At 61.8% G+C, this 14,689-nt stretch carries 14 protein-coding genes; 7 read left to right on the top strand and 7 right to left on the bottom strand.

Annotated features, from left to right (window positions below):
- Nucleotides 1-4: 4 nt before the first annotated feature.
- From V8359_RS02680 to rsmA, 3 genes are read left to right on the top strand one after another with little or no spacing between them, the layout of a single operon-like run.
- The gene (locus V8359_RS02680) at nt 5-1,321 is read left to right on the top strand and encodes a peptidylprolyl isomerase (protein WP_336427161.1); all 1,317 of its coding nucleotides are present in this window, start codon (nt 5-7) and stop codon (nt 1,319-1,321) included.
- Nucleotides 1,318-2,286, top strand: a complete 969-nt coding sequence (gene pdxA / locus V8359_RS02675) for a 4-hydroxythreonine-4-phosphate dehydrogenase PdxA (RefSeq protein ID WP_336427160.1) — start codon at nt 1,318-1,320, stop codon at nt 2,284-2,286. Before V8359_RS02680 ends, pdxA begins: the two co-directional genes overlap by 4 nt.
- Complete coding sequence (gene rsmA, locus V8359_RS02670; RefSeq protein ID WP_336427159.1) at nt 2,283-3,122, top strand: 16S rRNA (adenine(1518)-N(6)/adenine(1519)-N(6))-dimethyltransferase RsmA; 840 nt, start codon at nt 2,283-2,285, stop codon at nt 3,120-3,122. Before pdxA ends, rsmA begins: the two co-directional genes overlap by 4 nt.
- 32 nt (nt 3,123-3,154) lie before the next feature.
- Here the strand turns inward: rsmA and V8359_RS02665 are convergent, their stop codons facing one another.
- Nucleotides 3,155-4,285, bottom strand: a complete 1,131-nt coding sequence (locus V8359_RS02665; protein WP_336427158.1) for a M24 family metallopeptidase — start codon at nt 4,283-4,285, stop codon at nt 3,155-3,157.
- The gene (locus V8359_RS02660; RefSeq protein WP_336427157.1) at nt 4,282-5,310 is read right to left on the bottom strand and encodes a pyridoxal-phosphate dependent enzyme; all 1,029 of its coding nucleotides are present in this window, start codon (nt 5,308-5,310) and stop codon (nt 4,282-4,284) included. Before V8359_RS02660 ends, V8359_RS02665 begins: the two co-directional genes overlap by 4 nt.
- A gap of 260 nt (nt 5,311-5,570) precedes the next feature.
- On the opposite strand from V8359_RS02660, the gene V8359_RS02655 reads away from it, so the two are divergent.
- Together V8359_RS02655 and purL are read left to right on the top strand one after the other, a co-directional pair.
- Complete coding sequence (locus tag V8359_RS02655) at nt 5,571-6,107, top strand: hypothetical protein (protein WP_336427156.1); 537 nt, start codon at nt 5,571-5,573, stop codon at nt 6,105-6,107.
- Between the two features lie 130 nt (nt 6,108-6,237).
- Nucleotides 6,238-8,400, top strand: a complete 2,163-nt coding sequence (gene purL, locus V8359_RS02650; RefSeq protein WP_336427155.1) for a phosphoribosylformylglycinamidine synthase subunit PurL — start codon at nt 6,238-6,240, stop codon at nt 8,398-8,400.
- Nucleotides 8,401-8,552: 152 nt separating this feature from the next.
- Here the strand turns inward: purL and grxD are convergent, their stop codons facing one another.
- The 3 genes from grxD to V8359_RS02635 form a co-directional block, all read right to left on the bottom strand.
- Nucleotides 8,553-8,915, bottom strand: a complete 363-nt coding sequence (gene grxD / locus V8359_RS02645; protein ID WP_336427154.1) for a Grx4 family monothiol glutaredoxin — start codon at nt 8,913-8,915, stop codon at nt 8,553-8,555.
- 69 nt (nt 8,916-8,984) lie between these two features.
- Nucleotides 8,985-9,221, bottom strand: coding sequence for a hypothetical protein (locus tag V8359_RS02640; RefSeq protein ID WP_336427153.1), 237 nt, complete (start codon nt 9,219-9,221; stop codon nt 8,985-8,987).
- Nucleotides 9,222-9,281: 60 nt separating this feature from the next.
- Nucleotides 9,282-9,518, bottom strand: coding sequence for a BolA/IbaG family iron-sulfur metabolism protein (locus tag V8359_RS02635; RefSeq protein WP_336427152.1), 237 nt, complete (start codon nt 9,516-9,518; stop codon nt 9,282-9,284).
- 75 nt (nt 9,519-9,593) lie between these two features.
- Here V8359_RS02635 and V8359_RS02630 point away from each other — a divergent pair, with 75 nt between their 5' ends.
- Entirely contained in the window at nt 9,594-10,604 is a 1,011-nt protein-coding gene (locus V8359_RS02630) for a glycosyltransferase family 2 protein (RefSeq protein WP_336427151.1), read from the top strand.
- A gap of 197 nt (nt 10,605-10,801) precedes the next feature.
- Nucleotides 10,802-12,286, top strand: a complete 1,485-nt coding sequence (locus V8359_RS02625; RefSeq protein ID WP_336427150.1) for a DEAD/DEAH box helicase — start codon at nt 10,802-10,804, stop codon at nt 12,284-12,286.
- Between the two features lie 201 nt (nt 12,287-12,487).
- Here V8359_RS02625 and V8359_RS02620 read toward each other — a convergent pair whose 3' ends face one another.
- Both V8359_RS02620 and V8359_RS02615 read right to left on the bottom strand, forming a co-directional pair.
- Nucleotides 12,488-12,949, bottom strand: coding sequence for a hypothetical protein (locus V8359_RS02620; protein WP_336427149.1), 462 nt, complete (start codon nt 12,947-12,949; stop codon nt 12,488-12,490).
- A gap of 66 nt (nt 12,950-13,015) precedes the next feature.
- Nucleotides 13,016-14,683, bottom strand: a complete 1,668-nt coding sequence (locus tag V8359_RS02615; protein ID WP_336427148.1) for a ribonuclease J — start codon at nt 14,681-14,683, stop codon at nt 13,016-13,018.
- Between the last annotated feature and the right edge of the window lie 6 nt (nt 14,684-14,689).

Raw genomic sequence — 14,689 nt, 5'->3', positions numbered from 1 at the left:
ACCAATGACCAAGATGACGAGCATGATTTCCAAGCTATCGCAGGGGGCCGCCGTGATTCTAGCGCTGGCGATGACGCAGGCACCGGACCGGGCCGCCGCGCAATCGCTTTTTGAGCCGGTGATCACCGTGAACGACGCGCCCATCACGCGGTTCGAGATCGAGCAGCGCGCCCGACTTCTTCAGCTTTTGCGCGCGCCGGGGAACCCCGAGAAACTTGCCCGGGAGCAGCTTATCGACGACCGCCTCAAGATTCAGGCCGCCCGGCAGAACGGCATCGAGGTGAGCGACGAGGAAATCCAGGACGGGATGGAAAGATTTGCCTCGCAGGGGAACCTGAGCGGCGAGGAACTGGTCAACCGCTTCGAGGGGGCCGGCGTGTATGAGCAGACCTTCCGTGCCTTCATCGCCAGCGGCGTAAGCTGGGCCGAATTGACGCGCGCCAAGTTCGGGCCCCGCGTCTCGGTGACCGAAGAAGATGTTCAACGCGCCCGTGAAGCGATTGGCCGCGGTGGCGGTGTTCAGGTCCTGATGTCCGAGATCATCATCCCCACGACACCACAGACGCAAGAAAGCGTCGAGGATACCGCCCGGCGCATTTCCGAAATAGAGAGCGAAGGCGCGTTTTCGGCGCAGGCGCGCCGGTATTCGGCGACACGCACCGCGGATCGCGGCGGGCGCCTTCCCTGGACCCCGATCAGCGACCTGCCCCCCGCGCTTCGCGGGATCGTGCTTGGACTTGCGCCCGGTGACGTGACCGAGCCGTTGCCGCTTGAGGGGGCTATCGCGCTCTTTCAGTTGCGCGATATCCGGGAAACCGATGTGCCGGACCCCACTTATGCCGCGATCGAGTATGCCGCCTATTACATTGATGGTGGCCGAAGCGAGGCGGCCCTGACGCAGGCACGCCGGATCGACGCCAACACCGATACCTGTGATGATCTTTATGGCGTGGCCCAAGGACAGCCCGAGACCGTGCTGCAACGGGGCACCAAGGCGCCGGAAGAGATTCCGCAGGATATTGCCTATGAGCTTTCCAAGCTCGATCCCGGCGAAGTGTCCTATGCGCTGACGCGGGCGAATGGCGAAACACTGGTGCTTTTGATGCTGTGCGGCCGCTCGGAAACCATCGAGGAGGACGCGCCCGTCACAGCCGAGACGCAGGGCGAGGCAGCGGCCGAGGGCGAAGCAGGCGACGAAGAAGCCCTGAGCCTGTCGCAGACCGAGCAACTATCGCGCCAGATCAGTGATCAACGGCTCAACTCCTATGCCGAAGGTTATCTCGCGCAGCTTAGAGCAGATGCGCGGATCGTTGAAAAATGAAGCCTGTCGCGCTCACCTGTGGTGAGCCGGCGGGCATAGGCCCCGAACTCGCCACGAAGGCCTGGGCGGCCTTGCGAGACCGGCTTCCGTTCTTTTGGATCGGCGACCCCTCGCATCTGCCGCGGGGCACGCGGCATGTGACGATCAATACGCCTGAGGAGGCCGGCAGCGCGATAGAGCGCGGTCTGCCCGTCCTACCCATGAGCTTTTCCGGTGCCCTCACCCCCGGTCAGCCCAATCCGGATCACGCCGCCCATGTCGTCGCCGCCATCGAAAAGGCGGTGTCGCTGGTTCAGGCTGGTGCGGCGTCGGCGCTGTGTACATCACCCATTCACAAGCAGGCGCTTCAGGACGGGGCGGGCTTTGCGTTTCCGGGCCATACCGAGTTTCTTTCGGATCTGGCGGGTGGGCAGCGGGCGGTGATGATGCTGGCCAGCGAACAGTTGCGGGTCGTGCCTGTGACGATCCATATCCCCCTCCGAGAGGTGCCCGCCGCGCTTACTGCCGGGCTTATCGAAGAGACGATCCGCATCACGCATGACGCGCTGATACGGGATTTCGGCATTGCCACGCCGCGTATGGCCGTGGCGGGGCTTAATCCGCATGCGGGCGAAGGCGGCAAGATAGGCCGCGAAGAAATAGAAATCATCGCTCCCGTTCTCGACGCGCTACGCGCCGATGGCATCGGTGTGATCGGGCCGCTTTCGGCGGATACGATGTTTCATGCGGGGGCCCGTGCGGGCTATGACGTGGCCATCGCGATGTATCACGATCAGGCGCTGATCCCGATCAAGACGCTTGATTTCGACCGGGGCGTGAACGTGACGCTGGGGCTGCCATTTATTCGCACCTCCCCGGATCATGGCACCGCACTTGATATCGCGGGGCGCGGGATCGCCAACCCGACCTCCACGATCGAGGCCCTGACACTCGCGGCGCGGATGGTGTCGGCGCGGGCGGCATGAGCGGGATCGACGCGCTTCCGCCCTTGAGACAGGTGATCACGGACCACGGGCTTTCGGCGCGCAAGTCGTTGGGGCAGAACTTCCTTCTGGATCTGAACCTTACCGCCAAGATCGCGCGGCAAGCGGGCGACCTGCGGGGCGCGGATGTGCTTGAAATCGGGCCGGGGCCCGGTGGACTGACCCGCGGGCTTTTGGCCGAGGGTGCGCGGCGGGTGCTTGCCATCGAGAAGGACGCCCGCTGTTTGCCGGCGCTTGAGGAGATCGCGGCGGCCTATCCCGGCAGGCTCGAGATCATGAACGCCGATGCGCTTGAGCTTGATCCGCTGACCTATCTTGCGCCGCCCATCCATATTGTCGCCAACCTGCCCTACAACGTGGGCACCGAACTTTTGGTGCGCTGGCTGACGCCGGACAGGTGGCCGCCCTTCTGGGACAGCCTGACCCTCATGTTTCAGCGCGAAGTCGCCGAGCGCATCGTCGCCGCGCCGGGGTCGAAGGCCTATGGCCGGCTTGCGCTTTTGGCGCAATGGCGGGCCGAGGCGCGGATCGTCATGAGCCTGCCGCCCGAAGCCTTTACCCCGCCGCCCAAAGTGTCGAGCGCGGTCGTGCATCTGACCGCCCTGCCCGAACCGCGTTTTCCGGCAAAACCCAAGGTTCTGGAACGGGTGGTGGCACAGGCATTCAATCAGCGACGCAAGATGATGCGCGCCGCGCTCAGGGGGCTGGCGCCCGACATTGAAGATCGGCTCAAGGCGGCGGGTATCGCGCCGACGCAGCGGGCCGAGACCGTGACGCTTGAGCAGTTCTGCGCGCTGGCGCGAACTGTGGAGAGCTGAGCCTTACGGGGCTTCACGGCCCTTGGGCGATGTCAGAGGACCGGAATGGCAGGCCCGGCAAAGCGCGTCAGCGGCGCGGCACCATCTTTGCGGATCACGATATTTTCCTCGTGCACCATCAGGCGCCCCGGACCGGTTTCGACCCCCGGCTCAAGCGTCAGGACCATGCCCGCCTCGATCACCGTTTCATCGCGTGGCGAGAGCGACAGCCCTTCGGTCAGTTGCATACCGAGCCCGTGGCCAAGCCGCCCCGCCTCCTCACCGCCGCCGGTGATGGCCGCCATCGCGGCAAAAACATCGCAGGCGCGCGCGCCCGGACGCGCGGCATCGAACCCGGCCTGAGTGGCCTCGATCAGGCGGGCATGGGCAGCGTGAGTGGTATCGCTGACAGTTGTGATCGCAAAATTTCGGTCAAAATCGCAGAAATACCCATCCACGACCGCCCCGGTATCGAGCATGAGCACATCACCATGCGCCAGCGGTCTGGATGTCGCGGGCGAGATGACACAGCCATAGCCCCCCTGCCCCGCGCCACCGGCGATATAGGGCACGTAATCGGCCCCTTCTTCGAGCAAAAGGCCCTGAAACGCGCGGAATATCCGATCAAGGGGCACATCCGCGCCCGCGATCTCATCCATGCGGTCAAAGGCGCGTCCGGCCACATCACACACGGCGCTTATCTTTGCGATTTCGGCGTCTGATTTGATCGCGCGCAGCCGGGCGGCGATCCCGGCATCATCACGAAACTCAAGACCGCTCAGGCTTTGCACGCGGGCAAAATCGGCAAGCGGCATGCGCAACCCGCTTTCGGGGCCGGACGGCACACCCACGGGTCCGCCCTGTTCGCGCAGCGCATCGGCAAGCAGCGTGACGCCATCATCCTGCGGGTCGGGGGCGGCCCATGTGCGGATATCGTCAATCCAGCTTTGCCCCAGAAGGGCCGCGCCGATGGACGGGACGACCGCAACAGGACGTCCCGACGCGGGCACGATCAGAAACCACGGTCGGCTCGGGCTTTCCCAGAACCGGGTGAGAAATCCGGTGAAATAGCGAAACTCGGGTTCGGTCGTCAAAAGAAGCGCCGCGAGGCCCGCCTTGGTCATTTCGCTTTGGGCCCGGGCCACGCGGGCCTCGAATTCGGAGGGCGGGAAGCCCCGGATCATGCCGGGCCTTCGCTGAGGAAGGTCAAGACCCGCGCATCCGGCCCAAGGTTCATCTGGGCCACGGCCGCAAGGCCCGCCCCACCCGATGTCGAGGTTGCAAGGCCGCGTTTTGCGAGGCTGTCGAGCACTTCGAACGCCTCCTCCTCGGAGATGAGGGCGAAACTGTCGGCATCCCGTGCCAGCCCCTTGAGCGCGATGAGGGAGGGTTCCTTACAATCGAGGCGCCCCATGTCGGAGGTTTCACCTTCGGTCAGGACGCAGCGGCCTTCGCGAATGCTGTCGTGAAGGGCGGGCGCGCGGTCGGGCTCAACCACGACAATCTGGGGCGCATCCCCCCAATGAGCGCGGAAATAGGCGGCCATGGCACCAGCAAGGCCACCGACACCGGCCTGAAGCAGAATATGGGTGGGTGGCTCGGGCATTTGGCGCACCGTTTCGGCGGCCATGACAAGATATCCTTCCATCAGGCGGTGCGGCAGCGCGGTATATCCCTGCCATGATGTGTCGAGCAGAAGGGTCCAGTCATGTGTCTCGGCGGCCTGCATCGCGGCCTGCATGCTGGCCGTGTAGTCCGCGCCGGCACGTACCACCCGCGCATCCTTGGCTTCGAGACGTTTGGCAAAGCTTTCCGGCACCTCTTGCGACAGGTAAACCGCCGCATTCGCGCCAAAGGCCCGCGCCCCAGCAGCGACCGAAAGCCCATGATTGCCGGCGCTTGAGGTCACGAAGGTCCGGCCCGCAAGCGCCTGTGACAGGTCTTTCTTGCCGGTGGCTGCCGCGATATGCGCGATGACATAAGCCGCGCCCAAAGCCTTGAACGATCCGAGGTTCATCCGGTTGCTTTCATCCTTGACCCAGATACGGGTGCCGAAAAGTTCATGCTCCGCAAGCGGTGTCTCAGACGCCACGGGGCAGCGTGACAGCAATGCCAGCGGTGTTTCGGCATCCGTTGAGGGAAACGGCACCTCGGCCAATTCCGCGGTTTTAAGCCCCCGCCCCCGGTGCGGATTCGTCAAAATTTGCATGTCTGGCATCTCCCCCTTGGCTGCCCGGAGTTAGCAAACGCGGACCGGGGGGTCCAGAACCTTCATGACGCGGCGTAAATCGAAAATGGGTTGGTGAGAGTGCAAAAACATTAAAAGTTTTAATATCAGATACTTACACGACATTAGCGAGTTTTGCAGGAACCAATGCCGCGCTGTGAAATTGATGAAACATAACATGGCGGGCAACAGCCCGACGCACATGGCAGCCACCGCTGCCAAGAAAATTGAAGGAGGATTACATGTTCTTTCGCAAACTTGTACTGACCACCGCACTGACGAGTATGGCCGCCCTTTCGGCCCATGCCGCGACTGTGGAAGACGAAGGTCTTGAACAGAAGAACCGCACCGTTGAGGACGCTGCAACCACCGAAACGGAAACGATCATTGACCGTGACACCTATGAGGTCCGGGCCAGAGAGAGAACGACCGTCGGTGTTGAGAGCAACGACCTTGCCGACACTGCCACAACGAAGGATCTTGGGCCCAATGAATCGGCGCACATGTTCCAGAATGACAACTATCAAAACATCCTGAGCCATGCCGAGCCCGGCAAGGACTTGCATACCTCGGATGGGGAACTGGTTGGCTCTGTCATTCTGACCCGCGATTATCCTGACAGAGGCCCGGTTCTTTGGGTCGATATCAGCGCGATGGACGATGTTCCTGTCGTAGAGGTCGGGTTCACTTACGACTCGATCAACGTCATGGAAAGCGGCGAACTCCAGTATGGGTACGAGATGCGGCATCTGCGCGAGCAAGTACTCGACAAGCTTTGACCCAAGCGCAATCGTGACGAAACGACCGACCCGGCCCGTCGTGGCCGGGTCATTCGTATGCGCGCCCCTTTCCCCCACCCGGTCAATCGCCTAAAGAAGGCGCAAGCCGCAATTGGGGGAATCGGAGCAGATGCAGGAACCCGAAATCACGCGTGATCTGATCGAGGCGCATGGCCTCAAGCCCGACGAGTACGACCGCATTCTCGAGATCATCGGACGCGAACCGACATTCACCGAGCTGGGCATCTTCTCGGCGATGTGGAACGAGCATTGTTCCTACAAATCCTCGAAAAAATGGCTGCGCACCCTGCCCACCGACGGCCCACAGGTGATTTGTGGACCGGGCGAAAACGCGGGCGTTGTGGATATTGGTGACGGTCAGGCCGTGGTCTTCAAAATGGAGAGCCACAACCACCCGTCCTATATCGAGCCCTATCAGGGTGCCGCGACCGGCGTGGGCGGCATCCTGCGCGATGTCTTTACAATGGGCGCCCGGCCCATCGCGGCGATGAATTCGCTTAGCTTCGGCGAGGTGACCCACCCCAAGACCCGGCAGCTTGTCAATGGCGTGGTGCAGGGGATCGGCGGCTATGGAAATTGCTTTGGCGTGCCCACCGTGGGCGGCGAAGTGCGTTTCGATCCGGCGTATAACGGCAACTGCCTTGTGAATGCGTTTGCGGCCGGGCTCGCCGATGCAGACAAGATTTTCTATTCGGCGGCGTCGGGGGTCGGCATGCCGGTCGTCTATCTTGGGGCCAAGACGGGGCGCGACGGCGTCGGCGGTGCCACCATGGCAAGCGCGGAATTCGATGACACGATCGAGGAAAAGCGCCCGACGGTTCAGGTGGGCGACCCCTTTACCGAGAAGCGCCTGATGGAAGCGACACTCGAGCTGATGGCGACGGGTGCCGTCATCTCGATTCAGGACATGGGCGCGGCGGGGCTGACCTGTTCGGCGGTGGAGATGGGTGACAAGGGCGGCCTTGGCGTGCGGCTCGACCTCGACACCGTGCCGCAGCGTGAAGAGAACATGACCGCTTATGAGATGATGCTCTCGGAAAGTCAGGAGCGGATGCTGATGGTGCTCAAGCCCGAGCTTGAGGCCGAGGCGCGCGCGGTGTTCGAGAAATGGGATCTCGATTTCGCCATCGTCGGTGAGACGATCGCCGAGGATCGCTTTCTGATCATGCATGAAGGCCGGGTCATGTCGGACCTTCCGTTGTCGAAACTGAGTTCGACCGCGCCGGAATATGACCGTCCCTGGGAGGAAACGCCGCCCGCCCCTCCGATTCAGAGCAACCTGCCCGACACCGATCCGATTGACGCGCTCAAACGTCTTATCTCCTCGCCCAACTATTGCGCGAAGCAATGGGTCTATGAGCAATATGACACGATGGTCATGGCCGACACCGTGCGTGGTCCCGGCCTTGGTGGCGGTCTTGTCCGTGTGCATGGCACCGACAAGCTTCTGGCCTTCACGTCGGACGTGACGCCGCGCTACGTCAAGGCGAACCCCGAGGCCGGCGGCAGACAGGCGGTTGCCGAAGCCTATCGCAACCTCTCGGCGCTTGGGGCGAGACCGCTGGCCACCACTGACAACATGAACTTCGGCAATCCCGAAAAGCCCGCGATCATGGGGCAGTTCGTGGGCGCGATCAAAGGGATCGGTGCGGCCGTAGAGGCGCTCGACATGCCGATCGTGTCGGGCAACGTATCGCTTTACAACGAAACCGACGGCACCGCGATCCTGCCCACGCCCACGATCGGCGCGGTGGGGCTCGTCGCGCATGAGGACGAGGCCATCACCGGCACGGCCTCAGAGGTGGACGTGCTTCTTCTGCTTGGAGCCACTGGTGAGCATCTGGGCCAGTCGGCCTATCTTGCCGAAGTGCTTGGGCGGGTCGAGGGCGATGCGCCCGAGGTCGACCTTGCCACAGAGCGGGCCCATGGTGAGTTCATCCGCGCCAACACTGCCCATATCGCCGCCTGCACGGATATCTCCGATGGCGGGCTTGCCCTTGCGGCCTTCGAGATGGCCGAAGCGGCGGGCACGGGTGTCAGCATCGATATCACCGGCGCGGCCCCCCTCTTTGGCGAGGATCAGGCGCGTTATCTCATCGCCTGCGACGCGGCCGCCGCCGATGTGCTTCTGGGCGCGGCGGAGACGGCGGGTGTGCCGTTGACGGCTGTGGGCCGGTTCGGAGGTTTGGACGTGAGCTATGGTGCGGCACAGGCGCCGCTTGCCGAGCTTAAGGCGATCTATCGGGGCACTTTCGGCAAGCTATTCAACTGAGGCCGCGCAGATAGCCAACGATATTCATCTGTCCGTAACACGTTTCGCCGTTCACTGATGTCTCAGGCCAAGGCGAAACGCTTTAAATACTCAAAAAGTCCCGCCGGCAAATACCGACGGGACTTTTGCAATGTCAGCACCGCGCAGACGACTCAGGCGTTGGCTTCGCGGATCTTGTTGGCGGCGTCCTTGTCATAGCTCACGCCCTTGTCCTCGAGCAGGCTGTCCAACTCGCCCGAGAGGGTCATCTCGGTGATGATGTCACAGCCGCCGACAAACTCGCCTTTCACGTAAAGCTGCGGGATCGTGGGCCAGTCTGCGTAATCCTTGATCCCTTGGCGGAGCGCCTCGTCGTCAAGCACATTCACGTCTGCATATTCAATACCCATATAGTTGAGCACCCCTGCAACGCGGCTGGAAAATCCACATTGCGGCATGTCCTTGGTGCCCTTCATGTAGAGCACAACGTCATTGGCGTTGACGGTTTCGTCGATCCGGGTCTTGGCGTCGGTCATGTTCGGTAATCCTTTCGTTGGGGCGGCGTTCATCTGCCCGTGGAAACGGGGCGTATGTGGTTCGGATTTTCAGGTGGTCTCGTCATCATCGGTATAGCCGCGATTTGGGTCGAAATCCTCGGGATCATAGCTGTCTTCGTCTTCGGACATGGAAGTCACATGGGTGGTTCCGGTTTCCTCGTCGAATTGCAGGCCATAGTCAGCGCGGCCTTCGGCCCGGTAGCGCAGATATTCGTGCACCCCGGCGTAGACAAAGGCCACCAGAAAGGGCAAGAGGAATATGGCAGCGATTAATCGAGCTTCCATTTATTCTTCCTTTGCGTGGGTGCGGTGGATGCGAGGGATGTCCCATCGCGCGGCACCGCGTCAGTCCGGCGCCTTGGTTGTCAGCGCCAACGCATGCAATTCACCGTTAGATCCATCCATCCTGCCCTTGAGCGCGGCATAGACAGCGCGTTGTTGCTGAACGCGGTTCTTGCCGCGAAAGCTTTCATCGACAACTTCGGCAGCAAAATGCGCCCCGTCATCACCCTGCACGGTGATCCGTGCATCGGGAAAGCTTTCTCGGATCATCGCTTCGATATCGCTTGCGAGAATGGCCATCGCGCCCTCCTTGATCTCTTACCCCCGAGATAGAACCTGAGTGCCCGGGTTGCAAGGCACCGATGGCGCTTGCGCATGTCCGGCCACCCCGGCATGCTGTCGCCGGACGGCAAGAGGCAGGGCATGATGGAGCGACCGGCAAAGTGGGGCATCGTCTCGACGATCAAGGCCGAAACGGCGCCTATCCTGAACTTCGTGGCTCATCATCTCGCGCTTGGGGCGCACCGGATTCACATCTTTCTGGACGAGGACAACCCCGAGGCCCGCGCGGCACTGGCGACGCAACCGCGTGTGATCGTGACCGTGTGCGATGCGGACTACTGGTCGCAAAAGGGTGAGCGGCCCGAAAAACATCAGGCCCGTCAGACACGCAACGCCACGCGCGCCTATCGACGGCGGCCGGGCGTTGAATGGCTGGCCCATATCGATGTGGACGAGTTCATCTGGCCCGATGCACCCATCGGCGCACAGCTCAACGCGCTCAAGCCTGATGCCGAGATTGCCCGTATGCGCCCTGTCGAGGCGATGGCAGACCCCGAGGGCGAGCCGCCCCGCCCCGGCCAATGGTTCAAGGCTTACACCCGGCAACAGCGCCCGCGCCGAGAGCAGACTGCCGAAATCTATCCAAGTTTCGGCCTGCATTTGAATGGCGGGTTTCTAAGCCATGTTGCGGGGAAAATTTTCGTGCGCACAGGCATAGAGAAGGTCAATTTCCGAATCCACAACGCCTTTATTCACGGGGTTCAGATGGAGCGTGAGGACGAGTTGACCGGCGCCACGCTGTGCCATCTGCATGCACCTGATCTTGCCCATTGGCAGCGGGCCTATCGCTATCGTCTGACCCGCGGCTCCTATCGTCCCGACCTCAAGCCTGCGCCCAATCCGGACGGCGCCGGGCTCAATATGAATGCGCTATTCTCCATGCTTGAGGCCGAGGGCGGCGAGGACGCTCTGAGGGCCTTTTATGACGAGGTATGCACCGCCACGCCCGACCTGCGCGCGCGGCTTGACCATCACGGACTTCTGCGGCGAATCGACCTTGATCTGGCGGCGAAACGCGCGCAGTTCTTTCCCGATTTCGCATGAATTGTTGCTGAATACGCAACAGTGTGCCGGTTGCAGATGGCATCATCCACATTATATCACAGCACATTGACCCTGCGGGGCAAACCCGTGTAAAGGCGGGTCAATGGATCGCGACTGCGAGGACCTGCAGGGGCCGAACGGGCCTGATCCCAAACGAGACGGCGGGCCAAGGTTGTGTCCGCACAAAGCGGATACACATGACAAAATTCTCTGAGCTGAACCTCAACCCCAAAGTTCTCAAGGCCATTGACGAGGCTGGATACGAAACCCCGACACCCATTCAGGCCGGTGCGATACCGCCCGCCCTTGAAGGGCGCGATGTCTTGGGCATTGCACAGACCGGCACCGGCAAGACCGCAAGCTTCACCCTTCCGATGCTGTCCATTCTGGCGCGGGGCCGGGCACGGGCCCGGATGCCACGTAGCCTCGTGCTTTGCCCGACGCGGGAATTGGCCGCGCAGGTGGCCGAGAATTTCGACACATACTCCAAGCACCTCAAGCTGACCAAGGCGCTGTTGATCGGCGGCGTGAGCTTCAAGGAGCAGGAACAGATCATCGACAAGGGTGTCGATGTTCTGATCGCGACGCCGGGGCGTCTTCTGGACCATTTCGAGCGTGGCAAGCTTATTCTCAGCGATGTGAAAGTGATGGTCGTGGACGAGGCCGACCGCATGCTCGATATGGGATTCATCCCGGATATCGAACGCATCTTCGGCCTTGTGCCCTTTACCCGTCAGACGCTTTTCTTTTCGGCCACCATGGCGTCGGAAATCGAACGGATCACCAACACGTTCCTGTCGAACCCCGCGCGCATCGAGGTGGCGCGGCAGGCGACGGCATCCGAGACGATCGAACAGGGCGTGGTCATGTTCAAAGGCTCGCGCCGCGACCGCGAAGCCAGTGAGAAACGCAAGGTCCTGCGGATGATGATCGACAACGAGGGCGATCGCTGCACCAACGCGATCATCTTCTGCAACCGCAAGACAGACGTGGATATCGTCGCCAAAAGCCTGAAAAAATATGGCTATGATGCGGCCCCCATCCACGGAGATCTGGACCAGAGCCAGCGCACGCGCACGCTCGATTCCTTTCGCGCGGGTGATCTGAAATTCCTCGTGGCCTCGGATGTGGCGGCACGCGGCCTTGATGTGCCAGCGGTAAGCCACGTGTTCAATTTCGACGTGCCCGGCCATGCAGAGGATTACGTACACCGGATCGGCCGCACCGGCCGCGCGGGCCGCGCGGGCAAGGCGATGATGATCTGCACCCCGCGCGACGAGAAAAACCTCGAAGATATCGAGAAGCTTCTCCAAAAGGACATTCCGCGCCTCGACAACCCGCTCAAATCGGCAGGCCCTGCCGAGACCACGGATGAGGCCAGCGAAGAGACGGACAAAAAGGAGTCCACGCGCCGCAGGCGACCGGCAAAATCCGACGCGGCCCCGGCAAAGGAAAACCGCGCCCAAGAAAGCCAACCGGAAAAAGCAGCGGAAAAGAGTGCTGAACAGGCCCCCGAAAAACCCGCACGCAACGATCAGGACACGAGCGGAAACAAGCCCGCGCGCAAGCGTGGTGGCGGGGGTCAGGGCGGCAACCGGGACAATGGCAAGGCCGAGCCCGGTATGGGAGATCATCTCCCGAGCTTTATCGCGCTGAGCTTTGAAGAGCGCATGGCGAGCTGATCGCGTCCGCGACCGGCCAAAGCCATGAAGCTCTCCATGATCTGAGCTGATCCATTCGTAACGCGTGTGAAAGGTCTGGCCCTATGAAGGGCCGACTGGCTTTGGTGCATCCCTGTGCCGTGAGCCGCGAACAAGTCTCAATACCGCACTGTATGACGCCATAAGCCATAAGCCGTGCTTCAGGTTTTTTGGCGACCCGCCTTAGCGGCAGGTCGCAACACTACGGCTTATCCTTGCGCCGAGGGTCGGTTCGGGGAATTGCACCTGCACTTCGCGCCGCCCGTTTTCCGAGACATTGATCCGTTGAGCCCGAACGAAATCCCCTTCGTTCGTTTCGAGCCGCACTTCGACCGTGACTTCGCGTCCGCCGCCATCAAGTTCGACCACGGCCTTGGTCACAACGCCATAGTCCAGCTCACCGTTTACGATGAACGCGTCTTCATGATTCCTGATCGACACGACATTGCAGGTACTAAAGCCAGCGTTCATGACGTAGCTGATGGCCACCACGGCGATGATCCCGATCACAACCCATCCCCCGACGGATTTAAGGACACCGATCCAGTGATCCGTCTGGGACGGGGACGTCACTCCGCAATGCGGACAGGTGTCCGCGGCATCAGATACGTCCTTGCCGCATTCCCGGCATGTGGTCATCCCCATTCGCGCCCTCCATATTCAAGCGGTCATAGTGGAGCGTGGCGAATGTCGTTTGACAAGGGGAAACCCTCAGGAAAGTCGGCTTATGACCACCGTGACTTCGGGCTTTTTCCCGATCTCGGACTGCGCGGTTTGTCGCACGATCTTGCGCATCGCGTCCTCAAGCTTGTCGTCATCCGCCAGTGTCCGGTCATCGGCGCGACCAAGGAACTGATTGAGATCCTCCTCAAGCACATCGACCAGCGGCGCGCGGCTTGAGCCGGTTTCGGCAAGGCCGCGAATTTCGCACCATGGTTCGCCAAGCGGATCATCCTCATCGTCGAGGATCACGTTGACCATGACATGGCCGTTCAAGGCCATACGGATACGGTCGCGCACGATACCGTCAAGCGCGCCATATTTCGTTGTCCCATCGAGATAGGTCCGGCCAGTGTCCACGTATTCGACGATTTCGGGGGTTTGTGCGGACAGGTTGATCATCGTGCCGTTGACGGCGAGAACGCCCTTGATGCCACGCTGCCCCGCCAGCTTTACATGTTCGCGCAGATGCCGATGCTCACCATGCATGGGCACAAGTATGTCAGGGCGCAAAAGGGTGTGCATCTCTTCGAGGTCCGGGCGGTTGGCATGTCCCGAGACATGGTAGAGCCCGGAAGTGTCGTCGATCACGTCAACGCCCTTTTCGCTCAGTTGGTTGACGATACGCAGCACGCCACGTTCGTTGCCGGGGATGGTCTTGGACGAAAAGAGAAACATGTCCCCGTCCTTCAGAACGATCCCCTGATATTTACCCCCTGCAAGCTGGGCGCTGGCGGCGCGGCGTTCGCCCTGACTTCCGGTGACGATAAGCATCAGGTTCTCGCGCGGGATATCGCGGGCCTCTTCGGAGCTCACGGTACGCGGGAACGATGTCAGAACGCCGGTTTCAACAGCCGCCTCGATCATCCGGCGCATGGCCCGGCCCAACAGACAGACCGAGCGCCCGGCCCGTTCGCCCGCTTCGGCCAGCGTGAGCACGCGCGCGACGTTGCTGGCAAAGGTTGTTGCGACAAAGACGCCTTTGGCGGTGCCGATAAGGCGCTCGATTTCAGGCCCGACGGTGGCTTCGGAGCGGCCCTCGTGCAGGCTCATGACATTGGTGCTGTCGCACACGAGCGCGCGCACCCCCGGTTCGGCCACCGCGCGCCAGAGGTCACGATCGAAAGGTTCACCGACAAGCGGCGACTCGTCGATCTTGAAATCACCGGAATGGACCAGGCGGCCCGCCGGACTGTCGATGACAAGGCCCGAGCTTTCGGGGATGGAATGCGAGATGGGCACGAAGCCCACTGTGAATGGGCCCGCCTGCGTCGTCTCGGGCCAGGCCGATACGGTTTTGACGGCGCGCGGCGGGTGTCCGTGCTCTTCCATCTTGCGGCGCGCGATATTCGCGGTGAAGGCGCGGCAATAGACCGGCGCACCCAGACGATCATAAAAATGCGCAACCGCGCCGACGTGATCCTCGTGGGCGTGGGTCACGAAGATCGCCTCAAGCCGATCTCGCCGCTCGGCCAGCCAAGCAATGTCCGGCAGGATGAGGTCAACACCGGGGGTGGTGTCCATATCGGGAAAGGTCACGCCGAGATCGACAAGGATCAACCGCTCCTGACCGGGTTTGCCATAGCCGTAGACATAGGCGTTCATGCCGATTTCGCCCGCCCCGCCCAGCGGCAGGTAGATCAGTCGTTCGCTGCTCATGTGGCT

The organism is Roseovarius sp. E0-M6, from assembly GCF_037083845.1.
In the GTDB taxonomy this organism is placed as follows: Bacteria; Pseudomonadota; Alphaproteobacteria; order Rhodobacterales; family Rhodobacteraceae; genus Roseovarius.
The sequence above is the reverse complement of the archived record's forward strand: the minus strand, read 5'-3'. Positions and strand labels throughout refer to the sequence as shown.